At 55.5% G+C, this 19,844-nt stretch carries 15 protein-coding genes and 2 pseudogenes; 4 read left to right on the top strand and 13 right to left on the bottom strand.

Annotated elements, in window-relative coordinates; genetic code table 11:
* Positions 1-24 precede the first annotated feature (24 nt).
* Positions 25-1,785 (bottom strand): outer membrane beta-barrel protein, encoded by a 1,761-nt coding sequence (locus HB779_RS20275; protein WP_188344017.1) that lies wholly within the window; start codon positions 1,783-1,785, stop codon positions 25-27.
* 152 nt (positions 1,786-1,937) lie between these two features.
* Between HB779_RS20275 and HB779_RS20270 the strand changes: the two genes are divergently transcribed.
* Entirely contained in the window at positions 1,938-2,933 is a 996-nt protein-coding gene (locus HB779_RS20270) for an SIS domain-containing protein (RefSeq protein WP_188344016.1), read from the top strand.
* 322 nt (positions 2,934-3,255) lie between these two features.
* Here HB779_RS20270 and HB779_RS20265 read toward each other — a convergent pair whose 3' ends face one another.
* The 10 genes from HB779_RS20265 to HB779_RS20225 form a co-directional block, all read right to left on the bottom strand.
* Complete coding sequence (locus tag HB779_RS20265; protein WP_371823881.1) at positions 3,256-3,558, bottom strand: NfeD family protein; 303 nt, start codon at positions 3,556-3,558, stop codon at positions 3,256-3,258.
* A gap of 20 nt (positions 3,559-3,578) precedes the next feature.
* Positions 3,579-3,716, bottom strand: coding sequence for a hypothetical protein (locus HB779_RS25800; RefSeq protein WP_371823880.1), 138 nt, complete (start codon positions 3,714-3,716; stop codon positions 3,579-3,581).
* Positions 3,717-3,740: 24 nt separating this feature from the next.
* Positions 3,741-4,751, bottom strand: a complete 1,011-nt coding sequence (locus HB779_RS20260; RefSeq protein WP_188344015.1) for an SPFH domain-containing protein — start codon at positions 4,749-4,751, stop codon at positions 3,741-3,743.
* Positions 4,752-4,885: 134 nt separating this feature from the next.
* Positions 4,886-5,929 (bottom strand): ferrochelatase, encoded by a 1,044-nt coding sequence (gene hemH / locus HB779_RS20255; RefSeq protein ID WP_371823943.1) that lies wholly within the window; start codon positions 5,927-5,929, stop codon positions 4,886-4,888.
* A gap of 199 nt (positions 5,930-6,128) precedes the next feature.
* A complete protein-coding gene (locus tag HB779_RS20250; RefSeq protein ID WP_188344013.1) occupies positions 6,129-8,018 on the bottom strand; it encodes a bifunctional metallophosphatase/5'-nucleotidase in 1,890 nt (629 codons plus the stop codon).
* A gap of 180 nt (positions 8,019-8,198) precedes the next feature.
* Entirely contained in the window at positions 8,199-8,591 is a 393-nt protein-coding gene (locus tag HB779_RS20245) for a hypothetical protein (protein ID WP_188344012.1), read from the bottom strand.
* A 161-nt stretch (positions 8,592-8,752) separates the two neighbouring features.
* Positions 8,753-9,352, bottom strand: a complete 600-nt coding sequence (locus tag HB779_RS20240) for a LysE family translocator (RefSeq protein ID WP_244642437.1) — start codon at positions 9,350-9,352, stop codon at positions 8,753-8,755.
* Between the two features lie 949 nt (positions 9,353-10,301).
* The gene (locus HB779_RS20235) at positions 10,302-11,744 is read right to left on the bottom strand and encodes a homospermidine synthase (protein ID WP_188344010.1); all 1,443 of its coding nucleotides are present in this window, start codon (positions 11,742-11,744) and stop codon (positions 10,302-10,304) included.
* 152 nt (positions 11,745-11,896) lie between these two features.
* Entirely contained in the window at positions 11,897-12,784 is an 888-nt protein-coding gene (locus tag HB779_RS20230; RefSeq protein WP_188344009.1) for a DUF3445 domain-containing protein, read from the bottom strand.
* Positions 12,785-12,786: 2 nt separating this feature from the next.
* Positions 12,787-14,652, bottom strand: coding sequence for a M3 family oligoendopeptidase (locus HB779_RS20225; protein ID WP_188344008.1), 1,866 nt, complete (start codon positions 14,650-14,652; stop codon positions 12,787-12,789).
* Positions 14,653-15,002: 350 nt separating this feature from the next.
* On the opposite strand from HB779_RS20225, the pseudogene HB779_RS25795 reads away from it, so the two are divergent.
* Together HB779_RS25795 and HB779_RS20220 are read left to right on the top strand one after the other, a co-directional pair.
* A pseudogene (locus tag HB779_RS25795) lies at positions 15,003-15,296 on the top strand (DUF882 domain-containing protein); the annotation flags it as partial.
* A gap of 70 nt (positions 15,297-15,366) precedes the next feature.
* A complete protein-coding gene (locus tag HB779_RS20220) occupies positions 15,367-16,959 on the top strand; it encodes a DUF882 domain-containing protein (RefSeq protein ID WP_371823879.1) in 1,593 nt (530 codons plus the stop codon).
* A 407-nt stretch (positions 16,960-17,366) separates the two neighbouring features.
* Here the strand turns inward: HB779_RS20220 and HB779_RS20215 are convergent, their stop codons facing one another.
* Positions 17,367-18,008, bottom strand: coding sequence for a 2-dehydro-3-deoxy-phosphogluconate aldolase (locus HB779_RS20215; protein ID WP_188344007.1), 642 nt, complete (start codon positions 18,006-18,008; stop codon positions 17,367-17,369).
* Between the two features lie 35 nt (positions 18,009-18,043).
* A complete protein-coding gene (locus tag HB779_RS20210; RefSeq protein ID WP_188344006.1) occupies positions 18,044-18,700 on the bottom strand; it encodes an N-acetylmuramidase family protein in 657 nt (218 codons plus the stop codon).
* A 123-nt stretch (positions 18,701-18,823) separates the two neighbouring features.
* Between HB779_RS20210 and HB779_RS20205 the strand changes: the two are divergent.
* Positions 18,824-19,752, top strand: a pseudogene (locus HB779_RS20205) (rhodanese-related sulfurtransferase).
* The last annotated feature ends 92 nt before the right edge of the window (positions 19,753-19,844 follow it).

The raw sequence follows: 19,844 nt of genomic DNA, 5'->3' as shown, positions 1-19,844 counted from the left end.
TTATAGACGAGCCGGATTTCGCGTTTACCGCTGCAGCGTCAGCCCCATATAGACACTGCTTTCGCTGGTCTGGCGGGTATCGACTTCGCTTCGCGTGATGCGATGGCGGGCGCTGACATCAAGCCCGAGGAAACGGTTGAACCAGTAGGTTGTCCCGACCTCCACGCCAAAACCCTTGTCCAGACCGCTGCCATCCTTATTGTCACGCAGCGATGCGGTCAGTTCGGCATTGACGCTCAGATTGGAGCGGATCTGGCGTTTAACGCCAAGCCTTCCCTCATAAAAGATTGAGCCGCTGTCATTTGGTGCAGTCGCGCCTTCAACGCGGGTCAGGAGGCCAAGATTGACGTCCGTGCCGCGTTGGGGCGACCATTTGATTGCTCCGTCAACACTGACACCGTCCACGTCTGATAGCCGCTCGTCATCAATGCCCTGACGCAGATAACCCAGAGCAAATTCGCCGGAAAGCTTTTCGCCGAAGTCGGCTTCGATGCCGCCACGCAGCGCCGTGCGCAGGCCGGAGCGGCGAAAGCCGTTTGAATCCTCGGTTTCATCATACATCAGCTTGCCGATTTCAACTTCGGCAAAGGGTTTGATGGCCGGAGACATCTCGAACCCACCGCGCAGGGCAATGCTGGCAAACGTATTATCGCGGTCCTTCTGGCTGATGGAGGTACCATCGGAGAAGTCGGCCTTGCCGTAGGTCGTATGATCGACCTTGCCTTTCAACTGACCGAAGAACCGGCCAAATTCGTGTCTGACGCCAAGGTTTGCGTCAAGTTCCTGTACTGCCGGGCGGTTGGATGTGCCAACGATCGTGGTCGGTGCACTGGCATCTTCCTGCCTGTAGCGATAACCGCCTTCGCCTGTTACCGTCGTGCGTTCGCCAAGATCAAGCTGAAAGCCGCCACGCAATGAGGCATCGGGAGCTGAGTAATCCTCGCCCGACAAGGACTTGTCATAGGTGCCGTCGAAATCGAGGAAAGCCGAATGGCGCGCCCAATCTGTTGTGGCGCGGGCCCGCAGGCGGGTTTCCGACAGGACCGCGCTCTTGCCGTCCGAACTGCCATCGGCATTGGTGGTGGCGCGAATGCCCTGCGAGATGGACGGCCGAAGCGTGACAATGCCGGCCCTTATGCCGAGTGGCGCAAAGGGTTCGGGGTCAGGCTTGATAATGCGGCGTTCTATCGCGGGTTCGGGCAAATTGTCCTTGTCCGCGCGCTGCTCTTTCGGGTTACCCGCCGTGTCGTCAAGCGCGCCGGTTGTCAGCCCATCGGTTGCCCGGCCGCCGCGCGCCGGGGTCTGACCCGGACGCCCTCGCTGGTTTGCGGCCGTTGTGCGGTCTGCTGGAATGGGTATCGCGCCGGGCTGTGCAGCCGCGTTTGTGTTGAGGCCGCCAGCACTGTTCGTCAACCCCGACGCTGGTGCACCATTATTGGAGGGAACGCCAGTCCCGCTGGGATTGCCGGGATCATTGTCCGGCAAGGCGCCGGGACTGACAGGCTGATAGGGATCAGAAGGTATGCCTTCGCCGGTATCAACCGCTTGCTGGGGCTGAGTGGGTGCCGGGCGCGATAACGGACGGCGCGGAATGCTTTGCTGCTGTGTCTGCAACACATCTTCATCGACCGAGCCGCGTAGCGGCACGGCTTGCTGGGCAAATGCTGTTCCATGAAAAGTAAATGCAACGCCGCTCATCAGCCCCGCCGACAGACAGAGGATGATCATCGATTTGAAGCTACCGCAACCGGGCGGTGCTTCGATGCGTGGTTGCCGATGATGCATGAAAGCGTATTGCCATTGAGTTCGAACCTTTATGGAGCGTAAACTGTCATGGTTAATGACTGGTTTCCTGTGTTGCCGCAGATGTGCGTTTCGAAACCTTATCGCCAACAAAAAATGGACAGCGCTCGAACAAAGCGTTAACGGTTCTGCCCATGCAGGCAATAAACGACATCGAACTCGACAAGTCCGCAGCGGTTGATTCCGCAAAACGGACGATTTCAACCGAAAAAGACGGGCTGAGCGCTTTACGCGATGCGCTGGATGGCGGCTTGGCTGAAGCCTTCGGCAAGGCCATTGAAAGCATTGCATCGATCAAAGGCAGAATCATTGTCACTGGCGTCGGCAAAAGCGGTCACGTTGGTTCCAAGATTGCAGCGACCTTTGCTTCCACCGGCACACCGGCTTTCTTCGTCCATCCTTCCGAAGCCAATCATGGCGATCTCGGCATGATTGCCCATGATGATGCCATTCTGGCTTTGTCCTGGTCTGGTGATACGGCTGAGTTGAAGGGGATCGTCAGTTATTCCAGGCGTTTCCGTATTCCTTTGATCGCGGTGACTGCCGGTGAAACGTCGGCGCTGGCGACGGCGGCGGATGTTGTCTTGCTGTTGCCGCGGATCACCGAAGCTTGTCCGCATGGGCTTGCGCCGACCACATCCACCTTGCTGCAACTGGCGATGGGCGATGCGATTGCGGTCGCCTTGCTGGAAGCGCGCGGTTTCACGGCGGGTGATTTCAAGACATTCCACCCCGGCGGCTCGCTTGGGGCAAGCCTGACCCATGTGCATGAAATCATGCATCGCGGTCAGGAAATTCCGCTCGTTCCATTGGGGATGCTCATTCCCGAAGCCATGAGAGTGCTGTCCGACAAACGCTTTGGCTGCATTGCCGTTCAGAATGAGGATGGGACGCTGGCAGGCATTATCACGGATGGCGATCTATCGCGCAATCTTCACCGCAATCTGATGACGGTGAAGGTGGAAGAGATCATGACGCGCAAGCCGAAGACCGTCCCGACGACCATGCTGGCGAGTGCCGCGCTTGCGCTGCTCAATGAATATAATATCGGTGCGCTGATGGTTACGGAAAACAATTTCCCGGTTGGGATCGTGCATTTCCACGATCTGCTGCGGATCGGCGCTGCCTGATTTTTGTGGCTGCAAATCGATGATGCGTGGTTCGACAAGCTCACCATGAGGGAGTTGGAGGGCTGCATCTTGGGGCGCCTCTCTCTCCGTCATCCTCGGGCTTGACCCGAGGACCTACGGCTAAGAAGCGCTACTATTTCAACTGGTTCGATGCATTCCAGATTATTGGGTTCTCTATGAAGGTGATTTTGCCATTCATCTTCCTGGACCTCAGCGAGTGCGTGGATAAATATGTGCTACTCAGCCGTGGGTCCTCGGGTCAAGCCCGAGGATGACGGAAAGAGTAGTGGCTAAGCAACATGAGGGTGGTGCAAAACTTACCTTAAACCGCCTCAACCACCAATGTTCCCTGATCGGTTCCGGTAATCCTTACACGGCTTCCCGCGGCAAGATCAGGGCCTTTGACGCGCCACAAGCTGTCACCAATGCGTGCCCGGCCACGACCATTCACCGTTGCCTCCTCCAGTACCACGATCTGCCCGATCAACTGTTCGTTGCGCCGGTTGAGCAGGGGTTCGTCCGATGGCACATCCGTTGCGCCCATAAAGCGGCGGCCGATAAACACAGAGATGACGGAGAGAATCAGAAACAGGATAATCTGTATCTGCCAGCCAATGGCAAACATTGGCCCGAGCACCAATATGGTCAGAAACCCGACGATAATCGCGGCAATACCAAACCACAGCAAAAGATGCCGGGCGCTGCCACTTCCAGAATGAGCAGGATAAAGCCGAGTACGACCCAGTTCCACGAGCCGAGTTCATAGAAGAGATGTTCCAACATCAGTGCAACTCCTCCGCTGGCCTTTTATGACGACTGGCCGGATCCGCCGCTCGTACCCGGAACCGTGCGGCCACGGGGCGGCTGTGCCGGTGGGGTTGGGCGCTCTGCCTGTGCAACATCACCGAACACTTCCTTCGCAATGGCGCCAATGCCACCGAGCGTACCGACCAGCGATGATGCTTCCATCGGCATCAGGATAATCTTTTGATTGGTGCTGGAGGCGATTTTGCCGAAAGCTTCTGTGTATTTCTGGGCGACGAAATAGTTGATGGCCTGAACATTCCCGTTGCTGATGGCTGCCGAAACCAGTTCGGTTGCCTTGGCTTCGGCCTGCGCCAGACGTTCACGGCCTTCGGCTTCACGGTAAGCGGCTTCGCGCTTGCCCTCGGCTTCGAGAATTTGTGCCTGCTTCAAGCCTTCGGCGCGGAGGATTTGCGCCGCCCGATTGCCTTCCGCTTCCAGAACCAGTGCACGCTTTTCACGTTCCGCCTTCATCTGCCGCGCCATTGAATCCAGCAGATCCTTGGGCGGGTTGATGTCCTTGATTTCGACGCGGGTCATCTTGATGCCCCAGGAATGCGCGGCTTCATCCACCACACGCAACAGACGGTCATTGATCGCGTCGCGATTGGACAAGAGCTCATCCAGATCCATCGAACCCATGACGGTACGAATGTTGGTCATGGTGAGGTTGAGAATGGCGTTCTGCAGCCCGCTAACCTGATAGGCAGCCTGCGGTGCATTGAGAATCTGATAGAAGGCAATGCCATCGACGGCGATGTTGGCGTTGTCCTTGGTGATGACTTCCTGTGTCTGGACGTCCAGCACCTGCTCCATCATGTTCAGCTTGGCGCCGATGCGATCAAAGAACGGGACGATGAGGCTGAGGCCGGGCGCAAGCGTGCGGGTATATTTGCCGAAGCGTTCGATCGTATAATTATACCCCTGCGGCACGGTCTTCACGCCCGCAAACAAAACCACCAGAACCAGAAGGACCAGTACTGGAATGGTAAAATCGAAACCGCTGAACGGCATTATCTTCCCCCTTGACTGACGTTGGGACCAACGTCACCTCATATCATCGTCCTTTATGCGGACGACGCCAAGATAGACCAAAGTCTTGACTTCAGAAAGGCTTAAGCGGTGATTTATAGGGGCGCGGCGTTGGATTAGATCCAGCCCTGCAATTCACGCCGGACCAGCTCTTCGATCACCCGCATGCCGTCGTCGGAATCATTGAGGCAGGGGACGTGGGTAAAATTGATGCCGCCATTTTCATGGAAGGTTTTTGCCGCCTCCACTGCTATTTCCTCAAGCGTTTCCAAGCAGTCGGCGACAAAGCCAGGATTGAACACGGCGATAGACTTCACCCCGTCTTTGGCGAGTTTCTCGACCGTCTTGTCGGTGTAGGGCTGCATCCACTCTTCCGGTCCAAAGCGTGACTGAAAACAGGTGATCAGCTTCTTTTCATCCCAGCCCAGCCGCTCGCGCAGCAGGCGCGTCGTCTTCCAGCAATGGCAGGGATAGGGATCACCGCGCTTGAAATAGCTTTGCGGAATGCCGTGATAGGAGGCAATCAGCACTTCCGGTTCAAAATCGAGTGTCGCAAAATGCTTCTCGATGGAAACCGCCAGAGCATCAATATAGACCGCCTCATCCTGATAGGAAGGTACAGTCCGCGTTGCCGGCATGAAGCGCATCTTGATCAGAGCCTCAAAGAATTTATCGTTCACGGTGGCTGTGGTCGTTGCCGAATATTGCGGATAAAGCGGAAACATGACGATCCGCTTGCAGCCCTGCTGGTCGAGCCGTTCCAGTGCCTGTTCAATCGAAGGCTGGCCGTAACGCATACCCCAGTCGACGACGATATTCGGATGCGAGGCAAAAGCCTTTGCAAGTTTTTCACCTTGCGCACGGGTATAAGTGCGCAACGGCGACTCATTGCGTTCGTTGTTCCATATCTTGGCATAGAGCGCGCCGGATTTTTTCGGACGGGTATTGAGCACGATGCCGTAGAGCACAGGCAGCCAGATGGCGCGTGGCCATTCGATCACGCGCTTGTCCGACAAAAATTCTTTGAGATAGCGCCGCACGGATGTTGCATCTGTGCCATCGGGCGTGCCGAGATTGACGAGGAGCACGCCGACCTTCGACGTTTCGATGCGCGGATGGTCGCCGGGCTTGTTTATTGCCACACCAACCTCACCAGACATCGTCATCCGCATCAACTCCTGTTTTGCGTGTGGAACCTAGTGGCGAAGGCGATGATTGCAAGGGCGCGAAAAGCCGCAGCAAAGGAGGATAAATCGCCATCAGCGAAGAAAATCAGGTGAGATATGAAAGAACCCGGCACAACATTCAAGTTATGCCGGGTTGAAATGTCTTCCCTCGGACCGTTTGTCCTGGTGGCGATCAGCGTGCCGGAATTTTCATCTCGCTGCCAATCGGCAGTTTCATGATGACCATTTCCGGATTGGCTTCCGCCAGCTTCTTCCAGTCAAATCCATTGCCATAAACTTCCTTGGCAATATTCCAGAAGTTGTCACCGCGCTTGATGATGTAGGTGGTCGGTTGGCCTGATGGCTTCTTGGTAAGGAGAGCGACGGTTTTAGTGGTTGGTTTGGCAGCTTCAACTGTGGGCTTGGCCGGTTCCGCCGCTTGAGGCGCAGAGGCTGCCGGTTGGGCCGCGGCAGCAATCACCGTTATGCGGCCGTCCGTATAGGGTTTGTAGGGCGTTTTCTTGGCCAGATAATCTGCAACAACGGCTTCAAGGCCTGGGCCGAAATCATAGGCATTTTGCGCATTGGTGGCGAAAATCTTGTAACCGTCACCGCCAGCCCGCATGTAGTTGTTGGAAACCACGCCATAGGTTGCAGCCGTGTCGATCGGCTTCCAGCCGCCGCCATCCGTGACTTCCACCGCAGAGACGCGCTGTCCGACAGGCTTTGACACGTCGAATGCATATTTAAGACCCGAGACTTGCGCAAAGCGGCCGGCGCCCTGATCGATCTGGCTGACACCGTTTTCCAGTGCAGCAACCACATCTGCGCCCTTGAGCTGAAATGTCGACAGCGTGTTCTGGAATGGCAGAACTGTGAGCACTTCGCCCATCGTCACGTCACCCGCATCAATCGACGCGCGCAAGCCGCCGCCATTGATAATAGCCATGGTCATGCCCTGATCCTTGACCCGGTCCAGCATGGCGTCGGCGACCAGATTGCCCATGGAGCACTCCACCGCACGGCAAACCTCGCGCGCCGCCTCGATCACACCGCCGGATTCAGCGACCTTGCGGGCTTTGAGTTCTTCGATTGGTTTTGCCAGTTCCTTGATCCGCGCGGCATAGGCCGCATCGGGGACCACAGAGGAATCGAGCAGGATCGGCGCGCCCTCGCTCTTGGTGACGTTGCCGTCATCATCGAAGGTGACTTTCAACTCGCCGAGATATTTTGAGTAGGATTTGGCCTGGACAATCGGCACATCGCGGCCGGAAGGGCCTTTGACAAGGGTTGGATAGGGGCCAAGCGCCTGCGGATCGGTGTTCGACAGCAATGTGTGGCTGTGTCCACCGACAATCACATCGATGCCGTCAACAGCAGCGGCAATTTCCTTGTCCTTGACATAACCGTCATGGTTGAGCGCGATGATCTTGTTGATGCCTTGGGCCTTCAAGGTTTCGACCGCCTTTTTCAAGGTCTCGATTTCGTCGGCAAATTTTACCGTTGGTCCGGGGGTTGATATTTCCGCCGTATCGCGGGTGAGGGCTGAGACAATCCCGATCTTCTGGCCGCCAATTTCCTTGATCAGATAGGGCTTGTATTTGCCCGCTATGGGCGAACCTTCGGCAGCTTCTGTATTGGTGGAAATAACCGGGAATGTCACTTTGTCGAGGAACTTTGCCAGCGTTTCCGCAGTGTCATCGAATTCATGATTGCCAAGCGCCATGGCGTCGAAGCCGATGCCGTTCATGAACTCGGCAGTGTCGTCGCCCTTGTAAGTCGTATAGAACAGCGATCCCTGAAATTCGTCGCCCGCATCGAGCACGATAACATTGCCGCCATCCTTCGACAGCGCGGCGCGGCGCTCGTCGATTTTGGCTTTCACCCGGGCGATACCGCCAAAACATTCGTTCTTGCTGGTTTCTTCAGGCGTGCAGGTGGAATCGTATTTGTTGATTTCTTCAATACGCGAATGCTGATCGTTGATGTGCAGAATATTCAGCGTGTAGTCGGCCATTGCCACACCGGCCGTCATGGTGAGGGCGGAGGTACTGAGCAAAATTCTGGTGAGGATTTTGGACATGATCTGCTCCCTGTTGCGATCGCCTGATGCTGTCACCGGTCCATTGATCTGTGTGACAGATGTGGACGATGGTTTCATTTGTTGCGATGGCTTGCAAGGGAACGGCGGCATTTTTTGCCGCCTCTGCTACAAAAGGGAGGCTGGCGCAGATCAATCGGCGCCAGCATAGCAGGTTTTAAATCAACCGGCCTGGCCTGGGGCGCGGCGTGTCAATGTAAACTGTGCGCCCGATGATGGGGTACAATTGAGCTGACCCGCATTAACGAGCGAGCAGTTGATTTTAGACTGGGTACCTCGGATTAGAGAGCGAAGGTTAATTTCGATCAGATTTCCCGAAACAAAGCGATAGCTGCCTTCAGCCACCTTTTCTTTGGTATCATTGGCACGACTTTCGAAGACGCCGCCATTAAAATTTGAGAAGGCGAAGCCTGATGTATCCGACCATTGGCCCTGAACGGCATCGACGGGACGGGAAACTTCCACCGGTCCGCTGTCCTGATTGGAGCCAGTCTGGCAAGCAGCAAGTGCCAGCGTCATGGTCGCAGCGCTGAAGGCCATTGAAAAACGTTTCATCCGATCACTCTCCTGATGAGGTTGCCCTTTAAATGCCGTGAAAACCAAGCGAAAACAAGACTTAAGTTTTATGGAATTTGCGAGTATTTCCGCTCGAGCCTGCATTGCGCGTCTCTGCCGGTATCAGGAATGATTGCATGCCATCAAAGTTCCACGGTATTTCAGATCAGTGCAATAAAGGCTGTCGCAGCAATCGTACCGCCCATGACAATATTGAGACCGCGCTCGGCCTGCGGCTTCATATTGGCTTTCTGGATGATGACGCCCAGCCATAACCAGAGAATATCGACCACGATCATCACCATGACGCACACCAGCCATTTGACGCTGACATCAGCGGACGTATTGGCACTGATGATCGGATAGGACGCCATCAGTGATATGAAAGCAATATAGGCTTTCGGATTGGTGATCCCCAACAGAAAACCGCCGAGCGTGGTTCCGGCAAAGCGAGAGCCTTTGCCGGATTGAACGCCGACCGGTGCTGTGATGATGCTATAGGCGAGATAGAGCAGGTAGAGGGTGGCGAGAATAGTCATCGCCGTCATCAGCGCTGGTAAGGTCTGGACGATTGAAAACAATCCCGCGGCGCTGATACCGGCGGCAAGGGCAAGTCCGGCTTGCAGGCCCGTGTAGAAACCAAGGCCGCCGGCAAAGCCCTTTTCCCGGCCTACGGCAATGAGCGCTGCAATGCCCGGACCGGGTGAGCCCAAAAGAACAATCGCAGCAAGAGAGAACAATCCGGCATTGAGAAGATTCATCGGAAGGCTCCATAAAGACATAACAATGTGTTTATATCTTAATATGTGTAAGTGTTTATGTTGTCAATTATGGAGGTGGAGGCGGTGGGGAGGAGAATGATTGAGTTGATGAGTGCATAGCTGTGTCGGATTGCAGGGAACGATTGTGCCGTATTGGATGTTGCAGAAGGCACCACCCCTTACCCTCCCACCTGTGGGGAGGGTCGGACCGCTAGGTCCGGGGTGGAGACCAAACAGTGGGAGAGTGCAAAAACAGGGGTGGGTGGTTCGACAAGCTCACCATGAGGGAGAGTGAGGATTGCAGGGAGCTATATTCTGCGATCTTTCCGCTGCACCGACAATCAGCTTTGCAATCAACCCAACCCCTCATGGTGAGCCTGTCGAACCACGCACAATAGCAGTGCAATCTCTCCTTCTCATCGCCCAAGTTATTGTAAAAACGTACGAAATGAAGAAAACCCTGCAAACTTATCCACACTCTCCAAACCTGTTGTATTATCCGCATGTCCTTTCCGGCGGGAATGCTTCCGGAACCGTTCGAAAGTCGGAAAGGACCGGCGCCTCCGCGCTTCGGGTCGACGGAACCCGAAGCTCCGGGGAGGTTCCGTCCAATGTTCCAGGGCCGGTACTATGGCCGGCATGTGTCTTGACGGGCACTCGCGGCAAAGTCGCGCGATACGGGACGCAAATGTCCCAATCAGGCGAAAATGCCTGATATCGGTCAGTGCGCCACGGTGGAACGGACGGAAACAGAAATCGCTGGGCGGGTAGTCCGAAAGATCGCAACCCCCATTCTACCAATCCAAGACCGCGTTCCAAGGACCGCCCGTCTTTCCCACCTTTCAACAGCCAGACGCATCAGCGGGCGTGGCAACGGGGAAACTTTGCCTCGAGCCCGGCCCGCGCAACCTTCAAAGAAAAACGGCAACCCGAGGGTTGCCGTTGTCTTTTAATGTACAAGGATATTGCGGAATTGCCAGGGATCGCTGGTATCGATGTCTTCCTTGAAGAAACCAGGACGGTTTTCCAGCGGCGTCCAATCGGTATAGTGACCTTTCAAAGGCCCAAGATAGGGCTTTTGAATTTCGAGGCAGCGGCGGAAATCGATCTCGTCGGTTTCGACAATACCGGCATCCGGGTTTTCCAGTGCCCAGACCATGCCGGACAGAACCGCAGAACTGACCTGCAAACCGGTCGCATTCTGATAAGGCGCCATCTTGCGGGCTTCTTCGATGGTCAATTGAGAGCCATACCAGTAGGCATTCTTGTCATGGCCATAGAGCAATACGCCCAGCTCATCGGCGCCATCGACGATTTCGCTTTCCTCAAGCACGTGATGGATCGGCTGCGGCTGACCGGCAGCACCAAACATTTCATCGAGCGAAAGGGTTGCGACGTTGGATGGGTGATAGGCGTAATGGCAGGTTGGGCGATAGGCCGCCTTGCCTTTCTTGTCGAAGACCGTGAAGAAATCCGCAATCGAGATCGCTTCATTGTGCGTTACCAGAAGGCCGAACTGCGGGCCTTCGGTCGGGCACCAAGTGCGGATACGGGTATCGGCACCGGGCTGTTCGAGGAAGATCGCGGCCTTGTTGCCCTTCTTCTGCTTGCGGGCGTTCTTGGGTAGCCATTTTTCATGGGTGCCCCAGCCAAGTTCCGCCGGCTGCAAACCTTCGGAAATGAAGCCGTCCACGGACCATGTATTCCAGAAAACACCAAACGGCTTGGGCCCGTTGGCGCGCTGCGTATCGCGCTCGGCAATGTGGATGCCCTTGATGCCGGTCTGTTTCATCAAGCGTGCCCAGCCATCGCGGTCATTGCGCGCTGGTTCCGCATGCTCGATGCCAAGATCATTGGCAAGATTGACTACAGCCTGTTTGACGAACCACGACACCATGCCGGGATTGGCGCCACTGCAGGAGACCGCTGTCGGTCCGCCCGGCTTGCGGCGCTTTTCAGCCAGAAGTGTTTCGCGCAGAGCGTAATTGGTGCGCTTGGCATTGTCGCCGCCAGCATAGTAAAAGCCGGCCCATGGTTCGATCACTGTGTCGATGTAAAGCGAGCCAACCTTGCGGCAAAGGCGCATAATATCGACAGACGATGTATCGACCGAGAGATTGACGCAAAAGCCCTGTCCATCGCCTTCGGTCAGCAATGGCTTCAACAGCGTCTTGTAATTTTCTTTGGTAACAGCTTCCTGAATGAAGCGGATGCCACGTTCGTCAAGAATCTTCTTGTTGGCATCACTGGGGTCGATAACGACCAGGCGGGATTTATCGAATTTGAAGTGGCGCTCGATAAGGGGCAGGGTACCCCGTCCGATGGAACCAAAGCCGATCATGACAATCGGGCCCGTGATTTCTGCATGTACAGGCCAATTCGCCTTCGCCATTTTTTTGCTACTCCTAATTTTTTAATCTCCATCAATGAGGGCAGCGGTTATTTCACCGCTTCAAAGAAACCATAGAGCATAGTGATGACAAAGAGCAAACAACCCTTGGTCCGAATGGGGCTAAAACTGTAACTACTGTTAATTGAGTTGAATTATAGCGTCTTCAAGGCGCTGACTAACCGGTCGCGGATAGCAATAATGCCTTTGTAGTGCGCTTGCGCTTCGTTGAGCGACAGGAGCTGAGCCGCAAAGGCTTCGGCGACTGCGCGGCATTCCGGATGCTTTTTGAGAGCCTGTACTGGATCAAGATGAATTCGGATCGTAAACAGGATGTCGCCCGAAACCGGCAATTTGCGTAAAGTCTGCCGCTCGACCCGGACAAAGCTTTGCGCCACGATATGCTCGTTGGAATAGCGCGCGCCTTTCTGGTGGCTGGAAAGCGGGTGGTAGAGATCACCATCCGGCTGCAGTGACCAGTTCATGCGATAGACCGAACGGTCCGGCCGCAGATTGTCAAACATCCGGCTGATCAGCCCGGCATTGCGCGTGCCCGTGCCAAAATCTGGGACCGGAGCATGGATGTCTTCCATCGAGCGTCCAAACTTCTCCAGCAAGGTCCACGAGGATGGAAAGGAGAGTGAAGCGGCTGCCAGATGCCAGCCGCGCTGCTCGTCCTTGCGCATCAGAACAAGATCTTCCTGCACAAGATTGGCTGCCCGATGCAGAAAGGGTGTTTCCGCTTCACCGGAATTATCCCATCCGGTGATTGCAATGGTCTCGCCGTCCTTTGCATAGAGAGCAGGATAGTGTTGCACGAGATGATCGCTGAGAAGCGTGAAAACCTCTTTCTGCGCTTCGCTTGTGCCGGGCTCTTCGACGAAGATTTTGTCCGCGTGCAGCCCAAACAGACGCCGCTTCTCCCGGAGATAAGGAACGAGATTGTCGTCAATCTCGATCCAATCCTTCAAGTCAAGCTGGTGCAACCCGATGGTGAAAGGTTGCGCCGAACCATCATAGGGCGTGTGAGCCGGAGCAGCCATTCTCAGCTATCCATTGCCTCCAGCTCGTCAATGATGCCTTCAATGACCGAAAGACCTTTTTGCCAGAAAGCCGGGTCAGTGGCATCAAGACCGAAAGGTGCGAGCAGTTCGGAGTGATGCTTTGTCCCGCCAGCTTTGAGCATGTCGAAATATTTTTGCTGAAAGCCCGTGTCGGCATTCTGGTAAACCGCATAGAGCGAATTCACCAGACAGTCACCAAACGCGTAGGCGTAGACATAGAACGGCGAATGGATGAAATGCGGAACGTATGTCCAGAACGTTTCGTAGCCTGGACCGAACTTGATTGCAGGTCCGAGACTTTCCTTCTGTACATCCAGCCAAATTTCGCCGATGCGGTCAGACGTCAGCTCGCCGCTGGCCCGTTCGGTGTGAACGCGCCGCTCAAACAGATAGAAGGCGATCTGCCGCACGACCGTGTTGATCATATCCTCGGCCTTTTGCGCCAGCATAGCCTTGCGTTCGCGCTTGTCCTTGGTCTTCTCCAGCAGCGAGCGGAAGGTCAGCATTTCGCCGAATACTGATGCCGTTTCGGCCAGTGTCAGCGGCGTTGACGCCATCAAGGCACCCTGACCACCCGCAAGCACCTGATGCACGCCATGGCCAAGTTCGTGCGCCAGCGTCATCACGTCGCGTGGCTTGCCCATATAATTGAGCAAGACATAGGGGTGGGCAGATGGGACTGTCGGATGCGCAAAGGCACCCGGCGATTTGCCGGGACGCGTCGGGGCATCGATCCAGTTCTTGTCGAAGAATTCCTTGGCAATATCGGCCATCTCCGGCGCAAAGCCACGATAGGCGGTTAACACCGTATCCTTCGCCTCGGTCCATGGAATGATGGCCTGCGGTGTTTCCGGCAATGGTGCATTGCGATCCCAGTTGTTGAGATAATCAAGGCCGAGCCATTTGGCCTTCAAGGCATAATACCGGTGCGAAAGGCGCGGATAGGCCGCCTGTACGGCCTCCGCCAGCGCATCGACAACTTCCCGCTCCACACGATTGGCGAGGTGGCGGCTGTCGGCAATATCTTCGAAACCGCGCCAGCGATCGGAAATTTCCTTGTCCTTCGACAGGGTGTTGGTGATCAGCGTAAAGGTTCGCAGATTTTCCTTGAAGGTCTTGGCAAGCGCATCGGATGCCTTTTTGCGGACGGCCCCATCGGCGTCCTGCAGCATGTTGAGTGTGGGCTCAAGCGCAAGGTCTTCACCATCAACGTCAAAGCGCAGGGCAGTCATGGTCTCATCAAACAGCCGGTTCCATGCGCCGCGTCCGGTGATGGATTTTTCGTGGAACAGCAGCTCGATCTTGTCATCGAGCTGATAAGGCTTGTCCTTGCGCAAATCGACCAGCCATGGCCGGTAGTGGCCGATGGCAGGATTGCCGTCCATTGCCTTTTCGATCACCGCATCATCGATGCGGTTGAGTTCGAGGCTGAAAAAGATCAGGTGCGCGCTGGCATTGGTCATCTTTTCCTGGATATCGCCATAGAGCTTGGCGCGCTTCGGATCGGACGTATCACCCGCATAAACAAGGCCGGCATAGGAGACGATCTTGCCAATCAGCTCTTCAAGAACCTCGAATTCCTTGATGGCTTCGGCAAAGTCTCCACCACGCGGTTTGGCGGCTTCATCCGCCAGTTTACCCTTCCAGCGATTGGCAAAGAGAACGGCAAGCTCATCGGCCTTTTTCAGGTCCGCCTTGAGTTCGCTGCTGTCAGCCGATGGATAAAGATCGGTGAGATTCCACTCGGGCAAAGCGCCAAGCGCTGTTTGCTCGGATTTTATTGCTGCCGCACCTGACTTTCCGGAAGGTGTGTTTGCAGCAGTGGGAGTAGCGATTTCGAAATTCATTCTGACACCGTATTTTTGACGACCAGCAGCTTGTTTAAACGCGAATCATGGGAGATAAGTTCAGGCGGCCAAAGCTTAAGAGTTCATTGGCGTTTGTTCCAGTTGCGTATGCTGCGTTTACAAAACGTGCGTGGGTAAGACTTGTGGAGGGTAGATTCTATCACCAAAACGTCTTAATTATGCTGTTAACCACCCGTTGACCATGTCACAAATCAGCTGCTTTCGTTTGGTTTATTGCCATGCTCTCAACGTATTTGTTCTTCAATAAGTGACCATTAACCATTAAATCGGATAATCCAGATATTCGGGGACTGGAAAAAACGGTCAAGGTTGGGACGACATTGTCAAACATGATTCATGCACAGAACGGCAAATCGACGGCAGGTTCTTTAGTACGCGCCAGTTGGTTTGTGTTCCTCATGGTCTTCGGGTCGATGCTGTTCGCATCGGCGCAGGCTTCCGCTGAAACCCGGACTCTGAAGCTGTATTTTATCCATACAAAAGAGCGCGCCGAGATCACGTTCAAGAAAAATGGCCGCTATCAGCAGGATGGTTTGAATAAGCTCAACCAGTTCCTGCGTGACTGGCGCCGCAATGAACCGACCAAGATGGATCCCCGTCTGTTCGATCTGGTCTGGCAGGTTTATCAGACCGTTGGCGGGTCGGATTACATCCATGTTGTATCCGCCTATCGCTCCCCCTTCGACCAATTCCATGCTCCGTTCGCGTTCGCGCGGCGTGGCAAAAACCAGCCAGCACATGCTTGGCAAGGCGATGGACTGGTACCTTCCCGGCGTGAAACTTTCGACACTGCGCGTCACTGCGCTGAAGTTCCAGGCTGGCGGCGTTGGCTACTATCCAACATCGGGCTCGCCTTTCGTCCATACGGATGTCGGCAATGTCCGCATGTGGCCGCGCATGAGCCGCCGCGAACTGCTTGCCGTGTTCCCCGATGGCAAGACCATGCATATACCTTCGGATGGCAAGCCATTGCCCGGCTATGAGCAGGCTGTTGCCGCTTATGAATCGCGCAAACGCAGCGGTGGTTCCATTCAGGTTGCCAGCAATTCTTCAAGCTCCGGCCGTCGTGGCAAGACCCTCTTTGGTTTGCTCTTTGGCGGCGGCGGTGCTGATGATGAAGAGGATTCAAGCGAAGGCGGCGTTGCAGTCGCTTCGGCTCCCACGCCATCGCGCAGTGTAGCCCGTGCGGCTCCAGCGGCGGCATCGGATGATGATGAAGGCGGTGCCGCTCCATCGTCACTGCCGGGCGTTGCTGATGCACAGCCTGCCACTGCAGCTCCTGCTTTGCCGACGCGCAATGCGCCTGCACCTTTGACAGCGCCGCGTCCTGATGCGCCGGTTGCCGCTTCGCCGGAAGACAATGCTGCCCTGGCGTTTGCTGTTCCAGTACCTCTGCGCCGCCCGGATTATGCGCCGGCGCCGGCAGCAGGTGCACCGGATACGCTGAATGCATTGGCTGAAGAGCCATCGACAGTGGTTGCCGCTTTGCCGACCCCGCGTCCTACGGATAGCGCTGGTGCGATACGTGATATGATTGCGGCCAATGTCGATACACCGGCAAATGAGCCTGCACCTGCGCAGCCGGAAATGGTCAATGCGCTGGTTCCTGTGCCATTCGACAAGCCGCAAACCGGTCCGAAGCATAGTGATATGATGGTTGCATCTGTTGTGCCAAATCCGCGTCCGGCCATGCCGACCGCAAAAGCTGCCGTCGTTGCGGATCAGGAAGAGATTCAGGTGCCGCATGATGATCTGGAAACAATCATCAAGCAGTCCGATGCCGCCCATCCGAAGGCGCCGGCTGTTGCGACTGTCCAGCCTGCATCGGCCATGCCAACCTTGCCAGCGACCACTGGCGGCCGCGTTGTTCGCAACAAGCCTGCAGCCGCTCAGAACACGCAGATGGCCTCGGCTGAACCGCAGCCCTCGTTGCGCCGCACGATGCTCGACGCCGGCGGCTCTGCCGATCCGGTTGCCATGCTTGATAGTGGTGTGATCACGACCAATAAGACATCCAAGCCGCGCCGTCAGGCAGCCCAGAACCAGGGCAACAAGGCTATTCAGGTTTCATCGGATGTGTCTGATCGTGCTCTGTCGAACCAGCAGGTGGCGGAAACTTCGCCGAATGTTGAACCGGCTGTTCTGCGCAATGAAGCAATGCGCGCTGCACCAACCACTGTCTACACAGCTGGTTTCCAGCAAGCGCTTCCCGTTGCCGATGCCAACAAGTTCACCGGCAAGGCCGTTACGTTCATGTCGATTGCGAAGTTCACCACAACCAATTGATTGTTGGCCAATAGTTCAAAAGAAAGGGCGGCTCCAGAGCCGCCCTTTTTGTTTGATATCTGATTGCAATTCGATTGTGCGTGGTTCGACAAGCTCACCATGAGGGAGAGCGCTGCTGCAAGGCGGGGCACTGATTATCTCTCCCCTTGCGGAAGAGAACGGATTTTCTTGGATTTAGCCTCTTCGCTAAATCCTTAGAAAATCCAAGGGAGGGGGTAAGCTGGTTTAACGAATTCCCCTCTCTTGCGATTTCTAGCACTTAGCCAAGAGGCTAAGATGCTGAAATCGCTTTCTCCCCCGCAAGGGGGAGATAAACGGTGTCTCTGCAATCTACAATTTCCCTCATGGTGAGCTCCTGAGCTTGTCGAAGGGCGAACCACGCACCAAGGCGATGCAGAAAAAGCGCTCTAGGCCTTTGCCAATTTCACAGCTTCCGCGGCAAGGCGAGTGATCTCATCCCAGTTTCCGGCTTTGACCAGATTTTCCGGGGCGACCCACGAACCGCCAACGCAGACGACATTCGGCAGGTCAAGATAAGTCTTCGCATTGGCTGCACCGATACCGCCTGTCGGGCAGAACAGGGTTCCGGCGAATGGTGAAGACAGCGACTTCAGGAACGAAGCACCGCCTGCCTGTTCGGCCGGGAAGAACTTGAGCATCGTATAGCCTTCTTCGCGCAACGACATGATTTCTGCCGGGGTAATGGCACCGGGAAGCAGTGGCACCTTGCCGGTGTTCGCGGCTTTGAGAAGCTGCGGTGTTGCGCCGGGGCTGACGATGAAGCGTGAGCCGGCGGCACTCGCTTCTTCATACTGGCGGGCGTTGAGGATGGTACCGGCGCCAACAATGGCCTCCGGCACTTCATTGGCCACGGCACGAATGGCTTCAAGCGCAACTGGCGTGCGAAGCGTAATTTCGATGGCGGGAAGCCCGCCCGCAGCCAGAGCGCGGGCGAGGGGAACGGCATCAGCCAGATCATGGATGAGAATGACCGGAATAACCGGCTGGCCTTTGAGGACGGGTAAAAGCAAATCGGTCTTCTGAGCCATGTCAATCTCTCCGCTGGTTCTGGGGTTCAATCGATTTAATGATGTGTGACTGTTTTGTCCACATCAAGAGCAGGTTTCGGCGAATTCAATGGTCGCATACCGGCCAATAGCGTGACGTAGCGCGCATAGGCCTGCTTCAGTTTTGTTGTGTAGTGGTTCTCAGCGTAACTTGGTCCATTATAGCAATAGGCGAACCGCTTCCAATCATGACGCCGCAATGCCGAACGCAGCGCCTTCCAGAGAATGAAGCGGATCATGATCCTGACTTGCCCCGCAAGGGAACTGCGTGCCTCTTCAACAAGTGCATCCACATTGGGGTAGCCGAGATGCTCCCAGTTTTCACCCATGACCTGGCCGATGCCCCAAGACACGGATTTGTAAGCGGCCTCCCGGTTGATTGCTGCGGCCTGTTCAAGCAACTTCCATCGCGCTTCCTGCGATGCCGGATTTTTAACGCCGCCCGCCAGGTTGCTCGATAGGCCCTTGGAGCGGGCAAACCGCCGCTCCTCAATTGGGAGAAGCCTGTCGAAATAGTGCCCCTCGAAACGAATGGGCGGTTCATAGCGTCCATTGATTTTGTAGAAGATCGTCCCGCCGCTCTCGACTTCCGCTATGGCGAGCAGTGCTGCGGGTTCGATGTTTGCCCCTGTGGCTTCGTTGCTGATTTCCTTAATTTCTTTCTCTGAAAACATGGCTCAATATCCCTCAATGACGTTTGTGCGGGGCTATTATCCGCCCGTTTTTGCCACCGTGGATAAATGTCCAGACGTAATTTTCTTGAAATCGTCGCCTTGGAGCAGTAGTTGCAGGGGATCATGACCGATCATTCTGCACATTTGCCCTTCAAAGTGGCCGCGCTCTACCGTTTTGCACGGCTGGAACACTACCAGTCGCTGCAAGAGCCGCTGGCGAAGCTATGCTGCAGCGAAGGCATCAAGGGCACGCTCTTATTGGCGGCTGAAGGAATAAATGGCACGGTCGCGGGGACAGCGGCGGCCATCGAAAAACTTATCAACGTTTTAGAGGCGGAACCGGCGATTGCGGGCATGGAACTAAAATATTCCTATGCGAGCGAAATGCCGTTCAAACGCATGAAGGTGCGTTTGAAAAAGAGATCGTCACCATGGGTGTTGACGATATTGATCCTTTGATGAGCGTCGGTACCTACGTGGCTGCGCAGGACTGGAACACGCTGATCTCCGATCCAGATACGATCGTCATCGATACGCGCAATGATTATGAAACAGCCATTGGCACATTCGCCAATGCGGTTGATCCGCAAACGAAGACCTTTCGCGAGTTTCCGCAATGGGTCGAGGAGCACCGTGACGATCTCGAAGGCAAAAAGATCGCCATGTTCTGCACGGGCGGTATCCGCTGCGAAAAGGCGACGGCCTTTGTCAAAGGCCTGGGTTTTGACGATGTGTTCCACTTGAAGGGCGGCATTCTCAAATATCTTGAGGAAGTCCCCGCCGAGGAAAGCCGCTGGGAAGGCGAGTGCTTCGTTTTTGACGAACGCGTATCCGTCGGTCATGGCCTTGTGGAGGGCGATGCTGAACTTTGCCACGCCTGCCGCAATCCAATTGCGCCGGAGGACAAATTGTCCACCCTGTTTGAGGAAGGTGTCTCCTGTCCCAATTGCTATCATGAACGCACGGATGCAGACCGGGCGCGCTTTGCCGAACGGCAAAAGCAGGTAAAACTTGCCAGGCTCCGGGGCGAAAAAGCCCATATCGGCTCCTGATGCCCGAACGAAAAAATCCCTCTGTCATTGCAATGCCATGAACCCAACCCTACCTAGGGCGGAACGTATTCGTGCAGCCATGAGGAGATTTG

Source organism: Phyllobacterium sp. 628, assembly GCF_014189505.1.
In the GTDB taxonomy this organism is placed as follows: Bacteria; Pseudomonadota; Alphaproteobacteria; order Rhizobiales; family Rhizobiaceae; genus Phyllobacterium.
This window is presented reverse-complemented; position numbering and strand designations above follow the sequence as displayed.